Genomic DNA, 22,840 nt, shown 5'->3' on the forward strand with positions numbered 1-22,840 from the left:
GGACCGCATCACGACGTGAACACGGCAGCGCGGCAGGGAGGAAGGCCTCTCAGCCGCGCTGTTGTGCTACGTAGTCCCGCCACTGCTGCTCGAGCGTGCTGACGCCGATGCCCAGGACCTCGCGGGCCGCCGACTCGACCTCCGAGACGTTCTGGAACGCCTCGTAGAACGCGATCAGCTTCGCCTGGCCGTACTTCTCCGCGATCATGCGGTTCGCGAGCCAGCTGGCGATGTAGTTGCGCGGCTCGGCGTAGAACTGGTCGTCGGTCGGCAGGGTCGAGATGACGAGGTTGCCGAGCGCCTGCCTGATGCCCGCCGCGGGCACCTTGTCCTTCCTGTAGGCGACGTACTCCGCGAACCCCTCCACGACCCACCGCGGCGTCCGCGCGGTCGTCACGGGCCCCATGGCGGCGTGCGCGAACTCGTGCGTGAGGTCGTGCGCGAGCTCCTCGGTCTGGGCGGTCAGCTGCGTCGGGTTGAACACGACCCGGGTGGAGCTGTACGCCGGCGAGCCCGCCCAGTCGCCGACCTGGTTGTAGAACGGCACGGCGATCGCCGCCACCTGCGCGACCCGCTCCTGCGACTCGGCGAAGTACGTGTCGAAGATCCGCTTGTCCTGCACGGCGGTGAACAGGACCTTGCCGTCCCAGCCGGACGGGCGGACCTCGATGACCTCCTTGAGGCTGGTCTCGGCCATCTGCAGCAGGTTGCGGCCGCGCTGGGCGTCGTCGGCGGAGACCACAGCGATGATGCGGTCGTTGCGCAGCACGGCGACCGGCCCGGTCGAGTCCCACGGCTGGCCGTTGGCGCCGAGCGGCATGTCCTTGCCGGCGGCGTCGCCGACGACGAGCCACTTGCCGTTGGTCCAGGCCACGACCGGCATCCACGGCGTGGCGACGGTCTTGCTGTCCACGCCCTCGACCCGGTGCCGGATGGTGACGGCCTCGACGTGGACGGCGGCGTGGTACCGGTCGAACAGCTGCGTCGGCAGGAACTTCGCCAGTTGCCGCGCGGGCAGCCGGGTGCGGTCGAAGCTGATGTCGGCGAACGGCATCTTGGCCAGGTTGTCGAACAGCTGCTTCTGCCGCTTCACGAACGCCGCGTCGCTCTGGTCGACGTCCGCCATCCAGGCGTTGAGATCCTTCTTCTTGACCGCCTCGGTGTGCCGGGCGAGCAGCTCCTCGATCGCCTTGCCGCCGACCCCGGACCGCATGTCGACCCAGGTGGAGGAGACCAGGTCGGTCTCGCCGCCGCCACCGCCGCGCAGCGCCAACGCGGCGGCGGCCGCTCCGCCGAGGGCGAGGACCATGCTCACCACCAGCAGGGTGGTGAGGACGGGCCAGAGCAGGCTCCGGCGTGGCGGCGGCGGCAGGTGCGGCGGCGGCCAGCCGTAGCCGGGAGCGGGATGTGTCTGCGTCAGCGGCTGATGTACGAACTGTGCCGGCTGACCCGGTGCTCCGACCTGCGGGGGTCCGGGCGGCGGTCCGTACTGACCGGGCGGCGCGAACTGCTGCGGCGGCCCGTATGGCTGCGGTGGTGGCCCGTACTGCTGCGGCGGCCCGTACGGCTGCTGCGGCGTGTACGGCTGCTGCGGCGGCATGTACTGCTGAGGCGGCGCGAACTGCTGGGCCGGCGCGTACTGCTGCGGTGGCGCGAACTGCTGGGGTGGCGCGTACTGCTGCGGCACACCGGACGGCGGCCCCTGTTGCTGCGCCGGCTGAACGGCGCCGGGCCAGGTCACGGGCGGTGCGGGAGGCGGCGCGGCCACCGGTACACCAGCTGCCGCGGCGACCGGAGCGGCGGACGGCAGCGACTCGGCCGGCGGGGGCCCGGGCTGGGCCGGGATGACGGTCGCCGGACCGGCCGTCACGGGGGCGTCCGGCGCTGGACCTTCCCCGGCGTGCGCAGCATCGGTCGAAGGGGCTGCGGAGGGTGTCGCAGCGGCCGGTTCGGGGTTGGTCACATCGCCTGCCGACGTCGAGGAGCGGAACCACATCCTCCGCCAGGCCGGCGGTCCTTGTCGACCCCGGCCCGGCCACGGCGGCGGCCGAGCCGGGCGGCGCCGGCTCAGCACTGGTCTGAGCTGGTCCAAGCGCTAGCCCAGCGTGGTCAGCTCGGCCGTGAGCACGTTGGACAGCAGCGCACCGTCCATGCGGACCTGCCGCAGGTACCAGCGCTGCAGCGGCGTCCGGTTCTGGCTGAACTGCCAGCCGCCCCGCGGGCTGTCGATCTGCCCGAGCTTGCCGATCGCGGCGTTGAGGGAGAACGAGTCCAGCGACCGGCTCGCGTCGCCGATCGCCTTGTCGAGCACGGCGGCGGCGTCGTAGGAGGCCATCGCGTAGGTCGACGGGATCGTGCCGTAGGCCTTCTGGTAGTCGGCGATGAACCGGCGGTTGGCCGCGTTGTCCAGGTCGGGCGAGTAGTTCATCGCGGTGTAGATGTCCTTCGCGTCGGCGCCCTGCTGCTTGAGGACATAGCCTTCGGTGAGGCTGCCGGGCGCGATCAGCTTGAAGCTGTTGGGGAACTTCGCGGCCTTGAACTGCTTGACGAAGTCGATCGCGGAGGCGCCGGCGTAGAAGGCGAACATCGACGCGGCGCCGGAATTCTTGACCTGCTGGAAGACCTGGCTGAAGTCCTTCTGCTGGAACGGCGTCCACTTGATCGCGTTGCCGGCGATGGTGCCGCTGGCCGACACGAAGGCGTCGCGGAACCCGGCGACCTCGTCGTCGTCGCCGGGATAGTCGGAGGCGACGATCGCGAGCGGGCCGCCCGCGTTGTCGGCGGCCCACTTGCCGAGGGCCTGGCCGGGCTCGTTGGCGACGAACGAGGTGCGCCAGATGTAGTTGGCGCCCTGCAGCGCGGTCGGCGACGCGTTGGACCCGACGAGCGGCACGGCGGCGGCCTCGACGGTGTCCCGGATCGCCATCATCGTCGCGGCGGACGCGACGCCGGTCAGGGCGAGGACGCGGTCCTCTTTGGTCAGCTTCTCGGCGGCGGCCTTGCCGATGTCGGGCGTCTCGCCCTCGTCGACCTTGAGCAGCTGGACCTCGCGATTGCCGAGCTTGTTGTCGTGCAGCTTGAGGTACAGCTGGAAGCCGTTGTCCATCTCGTTGCCGAGGTCCTTGCGCGACCCCGTCAGCGGCACGATCATGCCGAGCTTGACCGGGGGGCCGGGCGGCGGCGCGGTGTTGGACGTGCTGCTGGAGTTGTCGCTGCATGCGGAGAGTAACGGTGCGGCCGCTCCTGCCACGCCCGCGGCCGCGAAGAGTCGGAGCGCCTGGCGGCGGTTCAGGTGGGACACGTACTTTTCCTCCCCAGCACCCTGCGGCGGCGAGAAGACCTCGACACCCACGCTGCGTTCTACCGCCATCGCGCCGGACAGTCAATCGGCGAGGTCGGCCTCACCTCGGGTTACCGTCCCGAACGCGGCGAGGACGGCGGGCCAGGCGGCCGACAGCGGATCGATCACAGCGAAGTGTTCCACACCTGCCAGCTCGACCAGCGTGGTGTCGTCGCCGGCCCGGCGGGCGGCGCGGCAGTAGTCCCTGGACAGCTCCACCGGCACGATCGTGTCGTCGCTGCCGTGCACGACCACCGTCCGGACCTTCGACGGAAGGTTGCGCATCGGGTCGGCCGCCGTGTACGCCTCCGGAACCCGGTCGGGCGCCCCTCCCAGCAGCGCCGCCACCGCGCCGCCGTCCAGGTCGAGCTCGTGCGCGCGGGCCAGGTCGGCCACGGGTGCGAGCGCGACGACCCCGCCGACGGCGTCGGGGGCGACCGCGGCATACCAGAGGGCGAGGTGCCCGCCGGCGGAGTGCCCGGCGAGGATCGGCCGGTCGACCGCGACGGGCCGCAGGCCGCGGTGCGCGATCTCCTTGCCGAGCAGGTCGGGCACGGCGACCGCGGCGGACGCCACGTCGGAGAACGTGCCGGGCCAGCCGCCGCCGGGCTGTCCCGTGCGGCGGAACTCGACGGTCGCGACGGCGTAGCCCCGGTTGGCGAGGTCCGCGGCGAGCGGCCCGGCGTGCGCGCGGTCCCACTCGCTGCGCCAGAACCCGCCGTGGATGAAGAGCACCAGCGGCGCGCCGGCCACAGCCGGGAGCCGGACGTCGGCCAGCTGGTCGGGGTGCTCTCCGTATCGCAGCGTGAAGTCCGCGGGTCGGGCGGGCCGGCTGAGCACCTCGCGGGGGTCACTCGTCACGGGGCGACATTAACGCGTCACGAAGCGTGGCAACAGGGCCCCTTTGTGGTAGCCCGAGCGGTGGGTAGGCAAGACTAGGAACCATGGCAGATGAGGCGCAGGACGAGTCGCGCACCGTGCTGGTGGTCGGGCCCGACGGACGTCCGCTCGGCACCATGTCCAGCGACGAGGAAGGTGCGGAGGACCCGAGCAAGCTCATCGAGCAGCCGGCCAAGGTCATGCGCATCGGCAGCATGATCAAGCAGCTGCTCGAGGAGGTCCGTGCCGCCCCACTCGACGAGGCGGGACGCAGCCGGCTCAAGGAGATCCACCGCCGGTCGATCACCGAGCTGGAGGACGGTCTCGCCCCCGAGCTGCGCGACGAGCTGGAGCGGCTGTCCCTGCCGTTCGACGACGACTCCACGCCGAGCGAGGCCGAGCTGCGCATCGCCCAGGCGCAGCTGGTCGGCTGGCTGGAGGGCTTGTTCCACGGCATCCAGGCGGCGCTGGTCGCCCAGCAGATGGCGGCCCGGGTCCAGCTCGAGCAGATGCGCGGCCGGCCCGCCCTCACCGGCGGCCCGGGCGGCGTGCAGACCCCGCCGGGTCAGCCGATGCCCTCCGGCACCGGCCAGTACCTGTAACACCTTGCAGACCGCCACGATCGGCAGGACCGCGAAGGCGCCTGTCGATCGTGGCGTTCCCATGATCCGGCGGCGTCAGTAACGGTAGAGGGACTCCAGGTAGACGGCGACGCCGTCGTCCTCGTTGGTCGCGGTGGTGACGTCGTGGGCGGCGGCCAGGACGGCGGGGTGACCGTTGGCCATGGCGACGCCCCGGCCGGCCCAGGCGAGCATGGCCAGGTCGTTGGGCATGTCGCCGAAGGCGACCACCTCGGCGGACGGCACGGCGTGCTCGCGGGCGACCCGGGCGAGCGCCGTCGCCTTCGTGACGCCGACGGCGGAGACCTCGACCATGCCGCTGGAGGAGGAGTTCGTGGCCTCGCCCAGGCCGTCGAGGCACGCGCCGACCAGGGCGGTGAACTCGTCGGGCTGCTGGACGCCGGCGCGGACCAGAAGCTTCGCGGCGGGGCGGGTCAGGAGCTCCTCGTGCGTGACGGGGCCCACGGACTCGTGGTTGACCTCCCACGGGCCGACCGGGAACTCCTCCTCGTGGCGCATCTCACGGCCGCCGTCGCGTTCGACGGCGAAGACGACGCCGGGCACGGTGGCGCGCAGGCGGGAGCAGATCTCGGCGAGGGTGGCCGGCTCGATCGGGGTGCTGTGCACGATGCTGTCGGTGCTGGGGTCGTAGGTCGCCGCCCCGTTGGCGCAGATGGCGATCGGCTGGACGGTCAGCTGGTCGTACACCGGATGCAGCCACCGGATCGGACGGCCGGTGACCAGCACGATCACGATCCCCGCGGCGTCGAGGCGGTGGAGCACCTCGACGGTGCGGGGGCTGACCGTGCGGTCCCGGCCGACGAGGGTGCCGTCGAGATCGGTGGCCACCAGTCGCGGGGTCTGCGTCACAGCTTCAACATAGCTTCGAGGTAGGTCGCGACCCCGTCCTCGTCGTTGGTGAGCGTCGTCTCGTCGGCGAGGGCCTTCAGGGCCGGGTGGGCGTTGGCGACGGCGACGCGGCCGAAGCCGGCCCAGCGGAACATGGGCACGTCGTTGGGCATGTCGCCGAAGACGAGGATGTCGCCGGGGTCGATACCGAGGGCGGTGGCGACGAACTGCAGGCCGGTGGCCTTGTCGACGCCGGGCGGGCAGATCTCGATGTACCCGAGGCCGGCCTGGGTGATCGTGGCCATGCTCGCGGGGACGACGCGCTCCGCGACGGCGAGCACCTCGTCGACGTCGCAGGTGGGGTGCCGGGCGAAGCCCTTGAGGACGGGGCCGGTGAGGCACTCCGCGCGGACCCGGGCCTCGACGACGTCGGGGTAGCGCCAGTGCGGGTCGGTGTCGCCCCACAGCGGCGCCTCGTGGTGGTCGCCGGCCTCGATGAGCACGGACAGGACGCCGAGCTCCTGCTCGAGCAGGGTGAGGACCTCGGCGAGGGCGTCGCCCTGGAGCCGCTCGTCGCGCAGGACGACCGGGTGGGCGGGATCGCGGATGTCGAGGACCCGGCTGCCGCCACCCATGACGAGGAAGTCGGCGGACGGGATGTCGGACCGGACGAGCTGGGTCAGGCGGGGGCCGCGGCCGGTGGCGCCCACGATGTGGATACCGGCGGCCTTGACCCGCTCCAGGACGTCCCGGGTGTAGGCGCTCACCGTGTCGTCACTCCGCACGAGCGTGCCGTCGAGGTCGGTCGCGATGAGCTTGGGCAAACTGCGCATTCGGTGCTCCTTCCGCGTCAGCGGGGCAGCAACCGTACCTCCGCAGTCAGCCAAGGTCACACCATGCGAGTAAATCTCAACCGAACGTACGACGTCCTGATGAGGACATCACTGCAGCGGGGTGACGGTCAGCTCGAGGGGCTCGGCGCCGTCGTGCGGCTCGTCCACGGGGCGCCGGCGGCCGATGTCCGGCAGCATCCGGGCGGCGATCAGCACCCCCGCGGCCAGCAGGACGGTCGCGGCGATCGCCAGCGGATACCCGGCGCCGATGTGGATGGTCTCCTCCGGCAGCCGGTACGACACCAGCGCGCTGCCCCCGACGTGCTCGATGGCCTTCTTGAGCCCGACGAGCACGAGCGCGTTGCCGGCGAGCAGGCCCAGCGCGGCGGCCGCCGCGGCACGGCGGACCGGGCCGCGGGTCGCCGCCAGCACGCCGACGCCGACGAGGGCGAGCGCGACGGTGACGAGGTAGGCGATGACGTGGCCGTTGTTGAAGCTGGCCAGGTCGAGCTCGATGCTGGCCGGCACGGGCCCGGAGACCTCGTCCTCCCCGCCGGCCGCCGACCGCAGGTCGACCGACGCCCACGGCAGGTACTGGGCGGCCGCGGCCAGCACGAACCCCGAGACGAGCAGGGCCATGCCGACCGGGCCGGGGCCACGCTCGCCACCGTCGCGCCCGCGATCGTCGACGGAATCCAAAGCAGCCGGCTCAGACATACCGCGCAGGGTAGCTCAGGAAACGAACCTCAGGTTGAACCGAAGATCCTGCTTGACGCCCCAGACGGCCAGCCACATCGGCAGGTACTGCTCCATCGCGAACGCCTTGTCGATCCCGCCGAGGTCCAGCACGTCGCCCTCGGGCCAGCCGAACTTCGCCAGCACCCCCTTGACCAGGGTCTTCGCCCCGGCGTCGGCGCCGGCGACGAAGATGTTGTGCGGCTCGGACAGCAGGTCGGGGCGCACCATGATGTCGGCGTTGACGGTGTTGAGCGTCTTGACGACCTTCAGCTCGGGGAACGCCTCCTGCAGGCCGGCGGCGACGGGCTTCACCGCCGCGGCCGTGAGGTCGTTGGAGATGTCGGCGAGGACCTTGCCGGTCAGGTCGCCGGCGGCGCGCAGCACGTCGAGCGACAGGTTGCCCGGGGTGGCGTTGAAGATCAGCTGGCCGTGCGCGGCCGCGTCGGCGAACGTGCCGGCCCGGCCGCCGGTCCGCTCGGCCCAGGCGACGGCCTTCGGGTTGGTGGCCTCGCGGGAACCCATGACGACGTCATACCCAACCTCGACGAGCCTGGTCGCGATCGCGTCGCCGACCATGCCGGTGCCGAGGACCCCCACATTGAGATCAGTCATGCTCACCGGCAACACCTGCCGGCGCGGAAACATGCCGGCGCGCGCGGCCGATCGCGATCAGCCCGCAGGCGAACCCGAGCAGCGGCATCGCCGCGAGCGCCAGCCAGCTGCCCGCTGACGTGCCCACATCCGCGATCCGGCCCGGCCCGGCGAGCTGACCGTCGAACGTGGTGATGAGGCTCACTACGACCGATGCGGTCACCAGCGACAGGACCGGCCCGGCGAGGCCGGCGAACTTGCGGCCCTGGTTCGCGCCGAGGACCGCCGCGCCGAGTACCGCGATCAGGGTGAGCAGCAGAATCACGTACCAGAGCCCCATGCGGATGTTGAGCACGGTGAGGCTGTCGAGGCGTTGCTGGGCCCGGCGCCCGGACCCCGTCACCACCAGCTGCTGCACCCACGGCACGAAGATCGAGGCAATGCCGGTGAGCAGGCCGACCACGGCCAGCAGGCCGCCGATCTGCACCAGTTTGCGCTGCATCAACTTGATCCCTCCCAAGACTGCCGAGCTCGTCCCAAGGAACACACGGAATGGGCTAGCGTCTGGTTCATGCCTACTCGCACTTCATCCGCCCGCTGGGAGGGCGACCTCAAGTCCGGCGCCGGCACCGTCTCGACCGGCTCGGGCACCTTCCAGGGTTCCTACTCCTTCCCTTCGCGCTTCGAGAGCGGCCAGGGCACCAACCCGGAGGAGCTGATCGCGGCCGCGCACGCCGCCTGCTACTCGATGGCGCTGTCCAACGGCCTGGCCAAGGCCGGCTTCACGCCCACCTCCGTGGAGACGTCCGCGGCGGTGCAGTTCGGCCCGGTCGAGGGCGGCTTCGCCATCACCCGGATCGACCTGACCACCCGCGGTGACGTTCCCGGCATCGACGCGGCCGAGTTCGAGAAGCAGGCCACCGACGCCAAGGCCGGCTGCCCGATCTCCAAGGCGCTCGCCGCCGTCGAGATCACCCTGGACGCGCAGCTCGTCTGAGCACCGCGCTCGTCAGGGATCTCCCTTGAGAGGGTCCCCCGCCATGGGGGACCCTCTTTGACATGCCAGTGCAGATGAGCAAGAAGCGCTTCGAGGAGCTCGTGGGCGAGGCCCTGGACGAGGTCCCCGAGGAGCTGCTCGACCTCATGGACAACGTCGTGATCCTGGTCGTCGACGACCCGCCGCCCGGCGAGCCGGACCTGCTCGGCCTGTACGAGGGGTTCTCGCTGACGGAGCGCGGCTGGGACTACTCCGGCGTGCTGCCCGACCGGATCTCCATTTACCGCAACCCGATCCTCGCCATCTGTGACGATGAGGACGACGTCGTCGACGAGGTCGCGATCACCGTGGTCCACGAGATCGCCCACCACTTCGGCATCGACGACCGGCGCCTCCACGCGCTCGGCTGGGGCTAGGGGGTTTCCTGATGCGTAGTGCGCTGTTCGCCACGGAGAACCTGGAGAAGGAGTCGCAGCAGCCCGGTCTCCGGCTGCAGAACTCCAAGATGCTCAAGGCCGAGCTCAACGGCGAGATCATGGCCCGGACCGGCACGATGATCGCCTACCAGGGTCAGGTGACGTTCCAGGCGCTCGGCTCCGGCGGGGTCGGCAAGTGGCTGAAGTCGAAGCTGACCGGCGAGGGCGTCCCGCTCATGAAGGTCACCGGCCGCGGCGACGTGTTCTTCGCCGACCGCTCCGCCGACGTCCACCTCATCGACCTGGAGCAGGGCGATGCCATCTCCATCAACGGCGCCAACGTCCTCGCGTTCGATTCGTCGCTGCAGTACGACGTGAGAATGGTCCAAGGAGTCGGCATGCTGTCGACGGCGGGCCTGTTCAACTGCGTGTTCACCGGTCAGGGCCGGCTCGCGATCACGACGAAGGGCACCCCGGTGGTGCTGGCCGTCGACGCGCCCACGTACGTCGACCCGCAGGCCGCGATCTGCTGGTCCGCGGGCCTGCAGACCGGCTACCACCGCGCCGACCAGCTCGGCATCGGCACGCTGCTGGGCCGCAGCACCGGTGAGGCTTTCACGATGAGCTTCGCCGGCCAGGGCTTCGTCGTCGTCCAGCCGTCGGAGGAGCCGCCCCAGGGTCTCGCCGGTGGCCAGGGACAACAGGGGCAGGGCGGGGTCCTGGGCAACCTGCTCGGCAGTTGAGTGCAGTTGGGTCGCGCTTTTGTAACGGCAGCTCCGCGAGCCCTTGGGGGACCGGTTACGCTGCGCAGCGTGCGCGGTGACATCTTCAAGGCCGAGAACATGGCCCAGCCCCCAACCCAGGCAGGCATGAGCCTGCAGCACTCCAAGTGCGTCAAGTACGCCGTGAACGGCGAGGTCCTGGCCCGTCAGGGTGCCATGGTCGCCTTCCGCGGCAACCTCCAGTTCGAGGTGAAGAGCCAGGGCGTCGGAAACTTCCTCAAGCGCGCGGTCACCGGTGAGGGCCTGTCCCTCATGGCCGTGCGTGGACAGGGCGAGGTGTGGTTCGCCGACGCCGCCTCCGACTGCCACATCCTCGACATCGAGCCCAATGACGCGTTGTCCATCAACGGCAAGAACGTCCTCTGCTTCGACCCCTCGTTGCGGTACGACATCCAGATGGTGAAGGGCGCCGGCATGTTCGGCGGCGGCCTCTTCAACAGCGTCTTCACCGGCCAGGGCAGGCTCGCGATCCTCACCCAGGGCGCCCCGATCATCATCCCGGTGAGCCCGCAGGCCCCCGTCCTGGTCGACACCGACGCGGTTGTCGGCTGGTCGAGCAGCCTGCAGACCAGCATCCAGAAGAACCAGAGCCTCAAGTCGATGCTGCGCGGCGGCTCGGGTGAGCTCTTCCAGCTGATGCTGCAGGGCCAGGGCTTCGTCATCGTCCAGCCCAGCGAGGGCAAGCCGTCCGCCCAGCAGGCGAGCAGCGGCGGCCTCCTCGGCAGCCTCGGCGGCTGACCGCCAACCAGCCCAACCAGCCACGGTCGAAGGGTGGGCCACCCCGCCCATCCTTCGACCCCGCCTCTGCCCACCCCTCCGGCGTTCTCCGCCAGCGCACGACCATGCCGCCAGCCTCACCCACCGCCAGCCTGACCCGCCGTTGGCCCTGACCCGCCGTTGGGCTTGATCCGCCGTTGGGCCTAACTCGCCGTTGGCCTGACCCGCCGCCAGCCGCTGCTGGCCCGGACCGCCACGCGCGGGTTGCAGGGGCGCGCGCCGCTGTTCGACCGCCGCCGCACAGCCGACTGCTGCCCACGGGCCGGCCCCACTACCGGCCGACTCGCTGCCTGCCGGACCCGCTGCCAGGTTGACGCGTTGCCCGCCATCTCGTGCACGATCAACCCCGATGCCCGCGTCCGCCTCCGCGAGGACAGCCAGGCACACGCCCGATGCGCTGCCAGCCGGACCGGTCGTCGACCCGGGCCGCTGCCGACCGGATGCGCTGCCGGCCCGACCTCTGCTGTAGCAGCCCGACCCGCTGCCGAGCGGGCGCGGCGCCTCGTCCTCACAGCCGCTACTGACCTGACCGGCTCGTGGCAGAACAGTGAGCTGCTGCTACGTCGCGCGGGTGGGACGTGGGCGGACTGCGATCACGGCTGGGCCGGACGACGGGTCGTGGTGGGGCGAGCGGCTGCTACGGCGGACGCACCCCGGTGAACGGTGACCGCTTTCAAACCGTACACCCATCGAAAAAACCGAACCCCCCGTTGTCACCCTCCGCGATCGCGACGGCCACAATCAGTCCGGCGGCGGGTCAGGCGCCGTTGCGGATCTCGGAGAGCCAGCGGGCGGCGGCGGTGAAGTCGTCGCCGGACAGGCCTGGGGCGCGGCGGGGTGGCGGGTCGCCGTGGGAGGCGCGCGGGTACGAGCCGAGGAACCGCACGTCGGCGCAGACGCGGCGCAGCCCCTGCAGCGCCTCGCCCATCGGGGCCTCGGCGACGTGGCCGCCGCAGTCGAGGAAGAACACGTAGCGGCCGAGGCGCTCGCCCGTCGGGCGTGACTCGATCCTGGTCATGTTGATCCCGCGGACCGACAGCTCGGTCAGCACGGCGAGCAGCGCGCCGACCCGGTCGTGGGCGATGTAGACGGCGAGCGTCGTCAGATCGTCGCCGGTCGGCGGGGGTGGCGGACCGGGTCGCGACACGAGCGCGAAGCGGGTCATCGCGCCGGCGTTGTCGGCGATGTCCTTCGCCAGGACGTGCAGCTTGTACCGGCTCGCGCCGATGGCGGCGCAGATCGCGGCGTCGAACTCGCCGCTGCCGGCGCCGATCGCGGCGGTGGCGTTGGACAGTACATCGACGACCGCCGCCTGCGGGACGTGGTCGCGCAGCCACTTGCGGCACTGGGCGCTCGCCTGCGGGTGGGCCGCGACCGACCGGACGGTGTCCAGCGGCCGGTCCTCCGCGGCGGCGAGGACGAACTGCACCGGGAGCACGACCTCGCGCGTGATGATCAGCGGCTCGCCGTTGGCCAGCTCGTCGAGCGTGACGCCGACCTGGCCGCCGATCGAGTTCTCCAACGGGACGAGCGCGGCGTCGGCCTCACCGGCGCGCAGCGCGTCGAGGGCTTCCGGGACGCTGCGGGCCGGGGTGAGCACCCCGCGGTCGGCGGCCGGGACGGTCTTGAGCGCCTGCTCCGAGAACGTGCCTTCCGGCCCCAGGTACACGAACCGCGTCGGCGGCACACCAGGCATGTGTCAAGCCTAGTCGCTCAGCAACTCGCGGCGCTCAGCAGCGCCGGTGGCGCGGTCGCTTTCACCTCGACGCTGCACGGGTCGGTGCCGGCGGTGACGATGGTGAGCGCGGCCGGTGCGCCCTTGGACATGATCTGCAGCGGCTCGGCGTTTGCGACGGTGAGGATGGTGTACTGCCAGACCCCCGCACACAGCGGCCCGCTCTTCACGGTCAGCCCGCTCCCGGGGGGGAGCCCGGGCCGCGCCCGGCGGACCGCCGCGATGACCTGCTCGCCGCTCGGACGGCCGTTGCACTGCGACACGTACGCCTCGGAGAACGGCGTCACGCTCGAGCTGGGCCGGGCGGACGGGGTGCCGGCCGTGGCGGTGCGCCCAGGCGGCACGTTGGGCGTGCTGACCGGCGTGGGGCTGGCGGTGCGTGCCGGCTGGTGCGACACGGGCGGCAGCAGCGGCCCGGCGTCATCGTCCGACCGCGTGCAGCCGGACAGCAGGCATCCAAGGCTGACGATCGTAAGCACAGCGGCCGCAGTGCGCATGCAGGACATCGTAGGGTGCCGGTTTCCCGCCGTTCATGCGGCGCCGGAGCCGTCGAACGTCCCGGCCCGCCCGCCCTCCTCGAAGCGCGTCAGACGGTGCCGGCGGTGGACACCCGGTGGCCGGCGGCATCGAGGGCGGCGAGTGCCTCGCCGAGCCGGACCGACGGCACCAGCACGTAGTCGGTGTCGAAGGTGGAGAACGCGAAGATGTTGACCCGGGCGTCGGCGAGCGGCGTGACGATCGAGGCGAGGATGCCCGTGAGGGCGAGTTGGACCGGCCCGGCGACGCGCAGGCAGCGCCACGGCGTCTCCACCGAGGCACCCTCGGGGACCTGGTCGGCGGGGCACAGGATGGAGACCTCGTCGGGTGTCCATGTCACGGAGATGACGTCCTGGCCCGCCGCGGCGGCCTCGGTGAAGCCAGCCGGCAGGGGCGACCCGGCCGGCAACCGCGCGATCGCGTAGTCGCCTGGCAGCACCTCGAGGTCCAACATGACAAGGAGCGTACGGTGCGAACGCGTTGCGTGGCGGTAGCCGTGAGCCAGGCCACGTGCTTCCCCCCGGACGAGGTCGTATTCGTGAACGACGCTCGACCGGAGCCGCCTGGACGGCGCTCTAGACGGCGCTGAAGAACGTCAGCGAGCCGACGACCTGGCCGTCCTGCAGCAGCGGGGTCGCGATCGCGTCGAACGTGCGCGGCCCGGTCGCGCAGCGCACCCGGAGCAGCCCGCGGGCGAGCCGGCCGGAGGACAGGGCGAGCAGCGGCGGCGTCTTGTTGATCTCGGACGCGTCGAGCGCGCCGCCGTCGCCGAAGTCGAGCAGCTGCAGGACGCCGTCGACCAGTGGGCGGTCGATGGCGGACTCGGTGAGCCCCAGCAGGTCCTCGAACGACGCGGACACGGCGACGATGACCGCCTTGTCGTCGATCACGAGGCTCGGCTCGGCCGCTTCGGCGACGGTCGCCGCCCAGCGGTCGAGGGACGACTCGATGGACGACTCGGCCAGACCCGCATCGACAGCGTCGGACTCGACCTCACCGAAGTCGGACGCGCGCCCGTCGGGCGAGCGGGTCAGGTGTGGGTCGGAGATGGACAGCTCGACATGCGCCACAGCGCCTCCTCAGGCACCGGTGCGGCGGACGCGTCCGCGCAGCGAAGACATCATCGCATCATTCAGCGGCTGATCGGTCCCCAGCGATTGCTCAATACGGCGCTTCATGTCGAGCGGCTCCACGCCGCAGAGGCTACTCCGCGTCACCCCGCTTGTCAGTGCCCACGCGTTCACCGTCCTTGTACCAGCGGTAACTGTCGGCGAAGGCGGCGTAGGACTGCGAGGACCACGTCGCCGGGTGCAGCGCGAGCGAGAACACCTTGTCGACGGTGTCGCCGGCGAGCCGCATTCCCCGGGCGTTCAGGACGCGCGGCAGCTCGTGGTACGCGGTGACGAGACAACCCTTCGGCACCCCGTAGAAGCTGATCTTGCCGGTGCCGGCGAACGCCAGGATCGGCATGACCGGGATCGACACCCCGGCACTGCGGGAGAGCGCCTCCGCGGCGGCCTTGGCCTCCGCGCGGGTCTCCTCGACGTACTTGGGGCGCTTGCCGTCGATCTGCACGATGTCACCCGCGAACGAGACGCGGCTGCGGCCGTGGTCCTTGACCGTCACCGCGAACACGCCGCCGGGCCCCATGGCGAGGAACGAGCGGCGCTCGGCGCCGGTCAGCTCGCGCAGGTCCAGGACGTGCCAGTCCTCGCCGAGGCGGCCGATGAGGCTGCCCATTCTGCGGTACAGACGGTTGTGCCCTGCCTCTTCCCGGCGGGCGCCGCGCTCGGCGCGTCGCTCGCGCATCCAGTCGATGGGGGAAGTCCGGCCGGCATCAACAATGATGCGATCGTCAAACCCTTCGGGCTGCGAATCCTTGCCACTACGGTGCAGCAGCTCGGTCATCTCGCACACCTCCAAGTCGCCGCTCGGTTGCGTGTGTGTTCAAACACCGTACGTGTTTGTGGGCCGAACCAGCATACTTGGATGGGTGAAAGACTCGGAATGACTGGGATGAATGCCACATTCACGACGTCTCATGAATTTGCAGATGGCGCCCAACCGGCGGATATCGGGTCAGCCGTTAGTCTGAATCGGTGAGCTTTCATCACGTCGACAGCGAGGTCGGCCGGCTCGGCACGGTGCTGCTGCACCGCCCGGGCGCCGAGCTCGCCCGGCTGACCCCGCGAAACAACGACTCGCTGCTCTTCGACGGAATCCCGTGGGTCGGAAGGGCCCAGGAAGAGCATGACACGTTCGCACAAGCGCTGCGCACTCATGGCGTCGAGGTGCTGTACGTCTCGGAGCTGCTCGCCGAGACCCTGACCCTGCCGGCCGCCCGCCAGGAGGTCACACGGGCCGTCCTCGACGACGTCCGGCTCGGCGACACCCTGCGCGGCCACGTCGCCGCGCACCTGGCCGCGCTCGACCCAGCCGGCCTCGCGACCACGCTCATCGCCGGGCTGTCGCGGGCGGAGCTGCGGGCGGGCGGTGGTCTCGTACACGCGCTGATGGACCGGACCGATTTCGTCATCGACCCGCTGCCGAATCTGCTGTTCACGCGCGATTCATCGGTCTGGATCGGGGGTCAGGTCGCGGTGACGAGCCTGGCGATGCACGCCCGCCGCCGGGAGACCACCCTCACCCACGCGATCTATCGGCACCATCCTCGCTTCTCCGGGACGCCGCTGGTGTACGAGCCTGGGCTGGAACACCTGGAGGGCGGCGACGTGCTGCTGCTGGCGCCGGGCGTGCTCGCGGTCGGCGTCGGCGAGCGCACCCGGCCGGCCGGTGCCGAGCGGCTCGCCAGGCGCTGCTTCGAGCGCGGCCTCGCCCACACGGTCCTGGTCGTGCCGATCGCGCAGGAGCGGGCCACGATGCACCTCGACACGGTGTGCACCATGGTCGACGTCGACGCGGTCGTCATGTACCCGAACGTCGCCAGCACCCTGCGGGCGTGGACCGTCACCAGCACCGACCTGCAGCTCGACGAGCTCGTCGTCAGCGGGCCGGAGCCGTTCATCGTCGCCGCCGCGAAGGCCATGCGGATCGACACCCTGCGGATCATCGACACCGGCCTCGACCCGGTCACCGCCGAGCGTGAGCAGTGGGACGACGGCAACAACACCTTGGCGATCGGTCCGCGGCTCTGCGTCGCGTACGAGCGAAACACCGAGACGAACGCCCAGCTGGAGCGGCACGGGATCGAGGTGATCCGGATCCCCGGCTCCGAGTTGGGCTCGGGCCGGGGAGGTCCGCGTTGCATGTCCGCACCGATCGTGCGGGCTTCGTCCGCTTGATGCTCGACGCTTGACGCTTGATCAACGCCGGTGGTGCGAGCTTCGCCCGCGTGCGGGCGTCGTCCGCTTCGTCCGCTTGACGCTTGACGCTTGATCAGCGCAGCGGCTGGAGGCGGCCGAGCAGCCCCTGCTTGCTGCGCCGCTCGGCGGCGGTCAGCGGCTCGCCGACGGCGAGGGCTTCGGCGTACCGCTTCGTGAACTCGGCGACCGGCGCCTCCCACTCCTCGGCGTCCACCTCGAGCGGCAGGTCCCACACGGGCGCGAGGAGCCCGTGCGCGCGGAACATGCCGGCGAACTTGGTGTTGTCGCCGAGCAGCAGCCCGCCACCCGCCGACAGCCGCGACAGCGCGTCGAGCGCCCGGTCCTCGTCGTCGCCGAGGACGAGCCGGACGTGGGACCGGTCGGTGACGCGGCACCAGTACGTCGCCGGCGCCGCCGACAGGCGCACCGTCGGGAAGATGCTCGCGTTGGCCCGCTCCAGCGACGCCCGCACGTTCGGGTCGTCGGTGGCGTTGTCCTCGAGCCAGAACTCGAAGCCCGTGTGCACGGTGATGTCCAGCGGCGCGTTGACGATCACGTCCTGCAGCCGCGGCCCGACCCCCGGCAGCGCAGGGATGTTGACCGTCTGCCCGGTCGGCGTGTCCAGCGCGCACTGCAGCGCCACGGCCAGATCGCGGGACACGTCCCCGGACTGCACGTGCCGCTGCAGCCCGATGAACACCCGCCCGTCGGGCTTCGTCATCGCCGGCCACGCCATCGGCAGCACGGTGGCGAGAATGACGGGCCGGTCGCCGTACTTCTCGGCCAGCTCAGGCGCCAGCTTCAGCGGCGCCGAGGCGGCCGGCACCAGCTCACGCAGCGCGATCCACTCCGGCTCGTCGGCCAGCCCCTCGAACGGCCGTCCGACGTACACGTCACGGATCTTCTGGCGCTTCTCGCCCTCGGCGGACCGGCCACGGGGGGTTTTCGCTCGCTTGCTCACGGCGACCCAGCCTAGGCGGTCCGAAACCCCCACGGGCAAAGACCCACCACCCCGGGCGCGTCACTCACCCACCAGCGCCACCACCTGACCGACAAGTCGGAAATGTCGCCCAGCCGCAGCTGCCACTCGACGACGGTAATCTCGGTTGGACTCTGTACAGCGCCACACCCCCCACGCAGACGCACCGACCAGTCGCAGACGGTCACATGCGAAAGGTCAATTAGTTCGGCGGGTGTAAGGTTGCTGTAGATCGGCCAGGCAGCGACCAACCGGCCCGCATCCGCTTCACTCGGCCGCCATTCGGCCGCCACCCCAGCCCGCGGCGCCCAGTTCGACGACCTCTCACACCCGCGCGAACTTCGACGCCCTTCCGCGCGCACAGCGGCTTCCGCGCTTGTGCGGGAACGCGCGAAGGTGGGAACGCGACGCGTGCGGGAATCTCGACCCAGCGCCGACAACCCGCTGGTCGGCCGGCGGGGCACGTGCAGCGGGTCACCGTCCAGGCGTGCCCGCGCTGGCGGTCCGGCGGCTGGACGGTCCCGCGGCCGGATCGCGAACGTCGGGGCCCAGGGGCCGGCCAGCCCGGGAGGCATCGCGGGCGTCGAAACCCTAGGAGTCGACCAGTCCGGGAGGCATCGCGGGTTTCGAGCCCACGGAGTCGCCCAGTCCGGGGACCGGGGTCAGGCTGGCGGCGTCATGCCGCGCGCACGCGCGTGAGGCTGCCGCGCGACAGCGCTGGCAGTGCGAGCGCAGCGAGCATGGGGGTGCGGGTGGGAACCCCCGCCGGGGCCCCGCCGCGAAGCGGTGGGGGAGTTACAGCGTGGCCCAGACGCATTGGCCTAGGCCGTCGCGTTCGACGCCCCAGTGGGTGGCCAGGGCGGCGACGATGGTCAGGCCGCGGCCGTCGACGGCGTCGGGGGCGGCTACGCGGAGCTCGGGGCCTGCGGGGGAGCCGCCGTCGGTCACGCGGATCTCCAGCGTGTCATCGGGGAGCAGGCGCCACGCTACGCGGATGACGTCGCCGGGGAGGGGGGCGGCGTGGCGGACGGCGTTGCCGACGAGTTCGGCGGCGATGGCGACGGCGTCGTCGAGGCGGTCCGCGGTGACGAGGGTGTCGAGCTCGTGGGCCAGGCGGTGGCGGGCAAGGTGGGCGCCCCGGGCGTGGTGGGGCACCACGACGCACCAGGCGCGCTCCGCGATGGTTGTGGACACGATCTCAAGCCTCCCCGAGGGCATCTGCGTCGGCGCGAGGCAGTCGCACCTCGGCGACGGTCCCGCCGCCTTGGCGTGGACGCAACGATACCCATCCATGTTGACGCTCAACGATCCTACGCACCAGATACAGCCCCAGTCCGACGCCGCCGCGGGTGCGTTGGTCGCCGGTCTCCAGTTGCCAGAAACGCTCGAACGCCCGCTCGACGTGCTCCGGGCGAATGCCGATGCCTCGGTCGGCGATCCTGAACCAGACTGACTGCTCGTCTGCACCCGCGGTCAGATCCGCTTGTACCCAATTCAGTGAGTATTTACCCGCATTCGTGACGAATTCCGTAAGGATCGTAGCGAGGGTGGCGCGCTCACCCAGGGCCTTCGGCAAGGACTGCGGCAGTGAAACGGCCAGCGTGCGGCGCTGCTCCGGGCTCAGATCGTCGACCGCGGTGGTGAGGGTGTCGATCAGGTCGAACGGCAGCAGCGCCGAGGCGTCGCCCGGGGTGGCCTCGTCGCCGACGGCGTTCAGGAGGCGGTCGACGAGCCTGCTGAGCTCGCGGGCGCGCTGGCCGACGACGTACACCGCCTCGCGGCGGGAGCCCTCGTCGAGGGACTCCCAGTGCTCGACGAGCGTGTCGGCGTACCCGCGGATGACGGTGATCGGGGTCCGCAGCTCGTGCCCGGTGAGGGCGATGAACAGGTCCCTGCCGTCGGAGGGCTGGTCGGCCCGGGCGCGGAACGACACCGCGATGTCGGCGGAGCCGGGCACGGTGGCGGCACGGATCTGAATCCACGTGCCGCAGGCCATCTGATGCTCGACGATCTCGGCGCCGGCGACCGAACCGCCGCTGGTCAAAGGCAACGGGAAGGGCCACGGCTCGCCGATCGCGGCCTCGGGTGAGCGCGCGGTGAGCAGGGCGGCGGCGGGGTTCCAGGTGCGCACGAGATGGTCGGCGTCGAGCAGGGCGAACGGCTCCCCCACGGGGTCGAGCACCGGCCCACCCTCGTGGATCGGCAGGCCCCGCCCCAGGGAGTACTGGAGGCCGACGAGCCCCGCGAGGAAGGCGAGGGCGGCGCGCTCGCCTGCGCCGGCGGTGCCTTCGGTGTCACGGTAGCCGCCGACGAGCACCCCGACGGCGGTCTTGCCGGCGGTGACCTCGGCGGCGACGAAACGGTGCAGGCCGCGCCCGCGGAGGTGTTCGCCGCCGACGGTGCCGAGCAGGTCGACGGGGAACTCGCGGACCCTGGACCCGTACTGCAGCAGGCCGCGCAGCGTCGGGTGGATGAGGTCGACCGGGCGGCCGAGGGACCAGTCGAGCGCTCCCGCGGCGGCGACGACGCGGCCGCTGTCGTGGCCGTATTCGACGAAGGCAGCCCCTGCCGCGCCGGTCGCGTCGACGGTGACGTCGACGGTGCGCTGGAGTGCGGGGAGCCCGCCGTCACCGGTCGAGAGCTGCTCGGCGATCTCGGCCAGGCCGCCGAACACGGCGGTGGCGTCGACCGGACCGCGAGCATCGACCATGATGCGAGTCTGCCTCCCCACGCTTCGCTTTGAAAGCCCAACGACCAAACTTCTCGACGTGCGATTCCGGCGACCTTGATGGGCGTGACGACGGATTCCGCAGTGGTCAGTCGCGGGTCAGTCGCGCAGACCCATTTCCTTGAGCCGTTCGATCACGAATGCGGGCCGGTCGGAGATGATGCCGTTGACCTTGAGTTTTACCACCAGGTCGACGTCGTCGGGTTCGTTGACGGTCCACACGTACACGGGGAACCCCCGCCGGTGGAGGCGTTCGACGATCTCGGGGGAGGCGCGCAGGAGCGAGACCCCGGGGCCGCCGATGCTGCTGCCGGGCGGGAGCCAGCCGATGCGGCTCGGCACGGACCAGACGTCGATGAGCATGACGGTGGGTAGGGCGGGTGCGAGCTGCCGGACCCGGCGCACGGCGTTGGCGGAGAACGACATCATCGTGACGTGGACGGGCTGTTCCTCCCTGGGGCGGTCCAGTCCGTACCGGCGGAGGAGCTTCAGCAGCGCGGTTTCGACGGCGGCGCCGTGGCGGGTGGGGTGTTTCGTCTCGATGAGCAGCCGCATGGGCCGGCCGGCGTCGACGGCGACGCCGAGGAGCCGGTCGAGGGTGAGGACCCGGCCGCGCCACTGGTCGTCGGCGAGTTTGCGTTCGGTGATGAGCTCGTCGGGTGACTCGGGCAGGTCGGTGCGCCACGAGCCGAAGTCGAAGCGGTCGAGGTCGGCGAGGGTCTGCACGCTGACGCGTCCGCGGCCGTCGCTGGTGCGGTCGATGCGGGAGTCGTGGAGGCAGACGAGGTGGCCGTCGCGGGTCAGCCGGACGTCGCATTCGAGGCCGTCGGCGCCTTCCTCGATGGCGAGGAGGTAGGCGTCGAGGGTGTGTTCGGCGTGCCGGTATGACGAGCCCCGGTGCGCGAACACCCACGGCCGCTCAGGCGACCCGGGGAGCACCGCCGTCCTCGCTCACCATGGGCCGGCCGGCGGCCGCCCAGTCGGACATGCCGCCGTCGAGGTTGGTGGCGCGGGTGAGCCCCTGCTGCTGCAGGTAGGCGACGACCTGCGCGGAGCGGCCGCCGACGCGGCAGACGACGATGACGTCGCGGTCGGCGGGGATCTCCTCGATCCGCGTCGGGATCTGCATCATCGGCAGGTGGTGGGCGTCGGGTGCGTGGCCGGCGGTCCACTCGTCGTCCTCGCGGACGTCGAGGAGGTAGGCGTCGGCAGCGACTTCGTCGACCGTGATGGTCGGCACAGCGGATCCCCTGAACACGGTCCCAGCCTATAAGAGGCTCAGATCGGGTTGACCCAGGTGGGGTTCTCCACCGCCCACGAGTCGAGCGAGTCGTTCGTCATCGCGCTGTACAGCGTCTGCGCCTCTTCCAGTGCGACGACGTAGGAGATGCCGCCGATGTCCTGCGGCTCGGACGGCACGGTGAGGCCGACCAGGCTGCTGGGGCGGACGTTGCGCAGCCCGAACATGAGCTCCTCGAGGGCGACGCCGTTGGTGTCGACGGTGAGGGCGCTGCCGATGGCCCGGATGAACTTGTCGAGGGCGATCGGGTTGGTGGTCAGGTTCTGCTGCTGGGCCTTGGCGAGGATGGCGCGGATGAACTTCTGCTGGTTCTTCTGCCGGTCGTAGTCGCCGTTGGCGAGGCTCTTGCGCTGCCGGACCAGGTCGAGGGCCTGCCACGACTCGAGGTGGTGGCAGCCGACGTTGTACACCGCCGGGCGGCCGCCGTGCTCGGGTGACAGGTAGTTGCCCTTGTCGTCGTAGCCGAGGTGGATCGAGGTGACCTTCTGGTCGATGCACATGTCGACGCCGCCGAGGATGTCGACGGCGGCCTTGAAGCCGTCGAAGTTGACGATGGCGGCGCCGTCGAAGTGGATGCCGAGCAGTTCGGTGAGGGTTTCGGCGAGGAGCTGGACGCCGCCCGTGCCGCCGCCGCCGTACTGGAACGCGCCGTTGATCTTCTCGTGGCTGGCGCCGCGGAACCCGGTGGGCTCGAACGCGGGGATCTTCACGCGCAGGTCGCGGGGGATCGACAGCAGGTACGCCCGGTCGAGGCTGGCCGGGATGTGCACGATGATGATCGAGTCGGAGCGCTGCCCGTCCTCGGGATCCTTGGCCCGCAGGTCGGAGCCGAGGAGCAGGAAGTTGAGCGGGCCGGTGATGGCGCTGCGGCGCTCTTCCTTCTTGTCGTCGTTGCCGGCGCGGGAGTTGGCGCCGAGGAGCTTCTCCTGGTGGACGCTGTTGCTGTACCGGCTGGCGAGGACCTGCGAGCCGGTGACGGCGGTGGCGGAGACGAGGACGAGGATCGCGCCGACGACGACGAGGAGCTTGGCCCAGATGGGGTCGCGTCCGGGCAGGGCGGCCTTGCGGGCCTTGCGCTTCTGCCTGCGGGTGAGGGGCTTCGCGGCGGCGGCGACGTCCGGTGCCGCACTGTCGGCGTTTTCGGCAGGTGTACCGGCATCGCCGGCGTCACCGTCCGCATCCCCTGAAGCGGTCTCCTCGGAGGAGCCGGAGGCGGCGGTCTCGGAAGCGGCGGTCTCGGAAGCAGCGGTCTCGGAAGCACCGGAGGCGGCGGTCTCCTCAGCGGCGCCTTCCTCGGCATCACCAGAGGCGGCGGCTTTCTCTGAAGCGGGCGCGGATGCGGAGGCGGCGGCCTCGCCTGAATCGCCGGACACGGAGGCAGGTTCGCCGGAAGAATCCGACATATCCGGACCCGCG

General features: G+C 71.1%; 25 protein-coding genes. 6 read left to right on the forward strand and 19 right to left on the reverse strand.

Annotated features, from left to right (window positions below):
• Positions 1 to 49 precede the first annotated feature (49 nt).
• The 3 genes from ABZ321_RS07810 to ABZ321_RS07820 all read right to left on the reverse strand — a co-directional run bounded on the left by ABZ321_RS07810 (position 50) and on the right by ABZ321_RS07820 (position 4,201).
• Positions 50 to 1,870, reverse strand: a complete 1,821-nt coding sequence (locus ABZ321_RS07810) for a hypothetical protein (protein WP_354890071.1) — start codon at positions 1,868 to 1,870, stop codon at positions 50 to 52.
• 225 nt (positions 1,871 to 2,095) lie between these two features.
• Positions 2,096 to 3,370: an ABC transporter substrate-binding protein gene (locus ABZ321_RS07815; protein WP_344500954.1), complete on the reverse strand. Its 1,275-nt coding sequence runs from the start codon at positions 3,368 to 3,370 to the stop codon at positions 2,096 to 2,098.
• 12 nt (positions 3,371 to 3,382) lie between these two features.
• Positions 3,383 to 4,201 (reverse strand): alpha/beta hydrolase, encoded by an 819-nt coding sequence (locus tag ABZ321_RS07820; RefSeq protein ID WP_344500952.1) that lies wholly within the window; start codon positions 4,199 to 4,201, stop codon positions 3,383 to 3,385.
• An 83-nt stretch (positions 4,202 to 4,284) separates the two neighbouring features.
• Here ABZ321_RS07820 and ABZ321_RS07825 point away from each other — a divergent pair, with 83 nt between their 5' ends.
• Positions 4,285 to 4,821 carry a bacterial proteasome activator family protein gene (locus ABZ321_RS07825; RefSeq protein WP_344500950.1) on the forward strand — a complete coding sequence of 179 codons (537 nt, stop codon included), beginning with the start codon at positions 4,285 to 4,287 and terminating at the stop codon, positions 4,819 to 4,821.
• A 75-nt stretch (positions 4,822 to 4,896) separates the two neighbouring features.
• On the opposite strand, the gene ABZ321_RS07830 is transcribed toward ABZ321_RS07825, so the two are convergent.
• The 5 genes from ABZ321_RS07830 to ABZ321_RS07850 form a co-directional block, all read right to left on the reverse strand.
• Complete coding sequence (locus tag ABZ321_RS07830; protein WP_354890074.1) at positions 4,897 to 5,709, reverse strand: HAD family hydrolase; 813 nt, start codon at positions 5,707 to 5,709, stop codon at positions 4,897 to 4,899.
• A complete protein-coding gene (locus tag ABZ321_RS07835; RefSeq protein ID WP_344500946.1) occupies positions 5,706 to 6,521 on the reverse strand; it encodes an HAD family hydrolase in 816 nt (271 codons plus the stop codon). The genes ABZ321_RS07830 and ABZ321_RS07835 overlap by 4 nt, the downstream gene beginning before the upstream one ends.
• A gap of 108 nt (positions 6,522 to 6,629) precedes the next feature.
• Entirely contained in the window at positions 6,630 to 7,238 is a 609-nt protein-coding gene (locus ABZ321_RS07840) for a hypothetical protein (RefSeq protein WP_344500944.1), read from the reverse strand.
• 15 nt (positions 7,239 to 7,253) lie between these two features.
• Positions 7,254 to 7,871, reverse strand: a complete 618-nt coding sequence (locus tag ABZ321_RS07845; RefSeq protein WP_344501452.1) for an NAD(P)-binding domain-containing protein — start codon at positions 7,869 to 7,871, stop codon at positions 7,254 to 7,256.
• On the reverse strand, positions 7,864 to 8,370 hold the full coding sequence (locus tag ABZ321_RS07850; RefSeq protein ID WP_354890076.1) for a hypothetical protein: 507 nt from the start codon (positions 8,368 to 8,370) through the stop codon (positions 7,864 to 7,866). The genes ABZ321_RS07845 and ABZ321_RS07850 overlap by 8 nt, the downstream gene beginning before the upstream one ends.
• Before the next feature lie 51 nt (positions 8,371 to 8,421).
• On the opposite strand from ABZ321_RS07850, the gene ABZ321_RS07855 reads away from it, so the two are divergent.
• The 4 genes from ABZ321_RS07855 (at position 8,422) to ABZ321_RS07870 (ending at position 10,783) form a co-directional block, all read left to right on the forward strand.
• The gene (locus ABZ321_RS07855) at positions 8,422 to 8,847 is read left to right on the forward strand and encodes an OsmC family protein (protein WP_344500940.1); all 426 of its coding nucleotides are present in this window, start codon (positions 8,422 to 8,424) and stop codon (positions 8,845 to 8,847) included.
• 68 nt (positions 8,848 to 8,915) lie between these two features.
• The gene (locus ABZ321_RS07860; RefSeq protein WP_354890218.1) at positions 8,916 to 9,263 is read left to right on the forward strand and encodes a metallopeptidase family protein; all 348 of its coding nucleotides are present in this window, start codon (positions 8,916 to 8,918) and stop codon (positions 9,261 to 9,263) included.
• 11 nt (positions 9,264 to 9,274) lie between these two features.
• Entirely contained in the window at positions 9,275 to 10,006 is a 732-nt protein-coding gene (locus ABZ321_RS07865) for an AIM24 family protein (RefSeq protein WP_354890078.1), read from the forward strand.
• 69 nt (positions 10,007 to 10,075) lie between these two features.
• The gene (locus tag ABZ321_RS07870; RefSeq protein ID WP_344500936.1) at positions 10,076 to 10,783 is read left to right on the forward strand and encodes an AIM24 family protein; all 708 of its coding nucleotides are present in this window, start codon (positions 10,076 to 10,078) and stop codon (positions 10,781 to 10,783) included.
• A 796-nt stretch (positions 10,784 to 11,579) separates the two neighbouring features.
• On the opposite strand, the gene pheA is transcribed toward ABZ321_RS07870, so the two are convergent.
• From pheA to ABZ321_RS07895, 5 genes are all read right to left on the reverse strand, one after another.
• Positions 11,580 to 12,518 carry a prephenate dehydratase gene (pheA, locus tag ABZ321_RS07875; RefSeq protein WP_344500934.1) on the reverse strand — a complete coding sequence of 313 codons (939 nt, stop codon included), beginning with the start codon at positions 12,516 to 12,518 and terminating at the stop codon, positions 11,580 to 11,582.
• 17 nt (positions 12,519 to 12,535) lie between these two features.
• Positions 12,536 to 13,054 carry a hypothetical protein gene (locus ABZ321_RS07880; protein WP_354890081.1) on the reverse strand — a complete coding sequence of 173 codons (519 nt, stop codon included), beginning with the start codon at positions 13,052 to 13,054 and terminating at the stop codon, positions 12,536 to 12,538.
• An 89-nt stretch (positions 13,055 to 13,143) separates the two neighbouring features.
• Positions 13,144 to 13,548: an ACT domain-containing protein gene (locus tag ABZ321_RS07885; protein ID WP_344500930.1), complete on the reverse strand. Its 405-nt coding sequence runs from the start codon at positions 13,546 to 13,548 to the stop codon at positions 13,144 to 13,146.
• Between the two features lie 121 nt (positions 13,549 to 13,669).
• A complete protein-coding gene (locus ABZ321_RS07890; RefSeq protein ID WP_354890083.1) occupies positions 13,670 to 14,164 on the reverse strand; it encodes a hypothetical protein in 495 nt (164 codons plus the stop codon).
• Between the two features lie 133 nt (positions 14,165 to 14,297).
• The gene (locus ABZ321_RS07895; protein ID WP_344500926.1) at positions 14,298 to 14,903 is read right to left on the reverse strand and encodes a hypothetical protein; all 606 of its coding nucleotides are present in this window, start codon (positions 14,901 to 14,903) and stop codon (positions 14,298 to 14,300) included.
• 290 nt (positions 14,904 to 15,193) lie between these two features.
• Here ABZ321_RS07895 and ABZ321_RS07900 point away from each other — a divergent pair, with 290 nt between their 5' ends.
• Complete coding sequence (locus ABZ321_RS07900) at positions 15,194 to 16,396, forward strand: arginine deiminase (protein WP_354890085.1); 1,203 nt, start codon at positions 15,194 to 15,196, stop codon at positions 16,394 to 16,396.
• Positions 16,397 to 16,490: 94 nt separating this feature from the next.
• Here the strand turns inward: ABZ321_RS07900 and ABZ321_RS07905 are convergent, their stop codons facing one another.
• The 6 genes from ABZ321_RS07905 to ABZ321_RS07930 all read right to left on the reverse strand — a co-directional run bounded on the left by ABZ321_RS07905 (position 16,491) and on the right by ABZ321_RS07930 (position 22,797).
• On the reverse strand, positions 16,491 to 17,378 hold the full coding sequence (locus tag ABZ321_RS07905; RefSeq protein ID WP_354890086.1) for a DUF5926 family protein: 888 nt from the start codon (positions 17,376 to 17,378) through the stop codon (positions 16,491 to 16,493).
• An 813-nt stretch (positions 17,379 to 18,191) separates the two neighbouring features.
• Positions 18,192 to 18,614 (reverse strand): ATP-binding protein, encoded by a 423-nt coding sequence (locus ABZ321_RS07910; RefSeq protein WP_354890088.1) that lies wholly within the window; start codon positions 18,612 to 18,614, stop codon positions 18,192 to 18,194.
• A complete protein-coding gene (locus tag ABZ321_RS07915; protein WP_344500918.1) occupies positions 18,595 to 20,106 on the reverse strand; it encodes a HAMP domain-containing sensor histidine kinase in 1,512 nt (503 codons plus the stop codon). Before ABZ321_RS07915 ends, ABZ321_RS07910 begins: the two co-directional genes overlap by 20 nt.
• Positions 20,107 to 20,223: 117 nt before the next feature.
• Positions 20,224 to 21,033, reverse strand: coding sequence for a glycerophosphodiester phosphodiesterase family protein (locus ABZ321_RS07920; protein ID WP_354890090.1), 810 nt, complete (start codon positions 21,031 to 21,033; stop codon positions 20,224 to 20,226).
• A gap of 10 nt (positions 21,034 to 21,043) precedes the next feature.
• Positions 21,044 to 21,364 carry a rhodanese-like domain-containing protein gene (locus ABZ321_RS07925; RefSeq protein WP_344500914.1) on the reverse strand — a complete coding sequence of 107 codons (321 nt, stop codon included), beginning with the start codon at positions 21,362 to 21,364 and terminating at the stop codon, positions 21,044 to 21,046.
• A 38-nt stretch (positions 21,365 to 21,402) separates the two neighbouring features.
• Complete coding sequence (locus ABZ321_RS07930; protein WP_354890092.1) at positions 21,403 to 22,797, reverse strand: LCP family protein; 1,395 nt, start codon at positions 22,795 to 22,797, stop codon at positions 21,403 to 21,405.
• Positions 22,798 to 22,840 lie beyond the last annotated feature (43 nt).

The organism is Dactylosporangium sp. NPDC006015, from assembly GCF_040614215.1.
GTDB lineage: Bacteria > Actinomycetota > Actinomycetes > Mycobacteriales > Micromonosporaceae > Dactylosporangium > Dactylosporangium maewongense.

Bases quoted from the DNA above. Each gene is read 5' to 3' on its own strand.
- ABZ321_RS07915 (WP_344500918.1), bottom strand. From the start codon at position 20,106: ATGGTCGATGCTCGCGGTCCGGTCGACGCCACCGCCGTGTTCGGCGGC.
- ABZ321_RS07815 (WP_344500954.1), bottom strand. From the start codon at position 3,370: ATGGCGGTAGAACGCAGCGTGGGTGTCGAGGTCTTCTCGCCGCCGCAG.
- ABZ321_RS07885 (WP_344500930.1), bottom strand. From the start codon at position 13,548: ATGTTGGACCTCGAGGTGCTGCCAGGCGACTACGCGATCGCGCGGTTG.
- ABZ321_RS07910 (WP_354890088.1), bottom strand. From the start codon at position 18,614: ATGCCCTCGGGGAGGCTTGAGATCGTGTCCACAACCATCGCGGAGCGC.
- ABZ321_RS07880 (WP_354890081.1), bottom strand. From the start codon at position 13,054: ATGCGCACTGCGGCCGCTGTGCTTACGATCGTCAGCCTTGGATGCCTG.
- ABZ321_RS07855 (WP_344500940.1), top strand. From the start codon at position 8,422: ATGCCTACTCGCACTTCATCCGCCCGCTGGGAGGGCGACCTCAAGTCC.
- ABZ321_RS07895 (WP_344500926.1), bottom strand. From the start codon at position 14,903: ATGCGCGAGCGACGCGCCGAGCGCGGCGCCCGCCGGGAAGAGGCAGGG.
- ABZ321_RS07835 (WP_344500946.1), bottom strand. From the start codon at position 6,521: ATGCGCAGTTTGCCCAAGCTCATCGCGACCGACCTCGACGGCACGCTC.
- ABZ321_RS07865 (WP_354890078.1), top strand. From the start codon at position 9,275: ATGCGTAGTGCGCTGTTCGCCACGGAGAACCTGGAGAAGGAGTCGCAG.
- pheA (WP_344500934.1), bottom strand. From the start codon at position 12,518: ATGCCTGGTGTGCCGCCGACGCGGTTCGTGTACCTGGGGCCGGAAGGC.
- ABZ321_RS07840 (WP_344500944.1), bottom strand. From the start codon at position 7,238: ATGTCTGAGCCGGCTGCTTTGGATTCCGTCGACGATCGCGGGCGCGAC.
- ABZ321_RS07825 (WP_344500950.1), top strand. From the start codon at position 4,285: ATGGCAGATGAGGCGCAGGACGAGTCGCGCACCGTGCTGGTGGTCGGG.
- ABZ321_RS07845 (WP_344501452.1), bottom strand. From the start codon at position 7,871: ATGACTGATCTCAATGTGGGGGTCCTCGGCACCGGCATGGTCGGCGAC.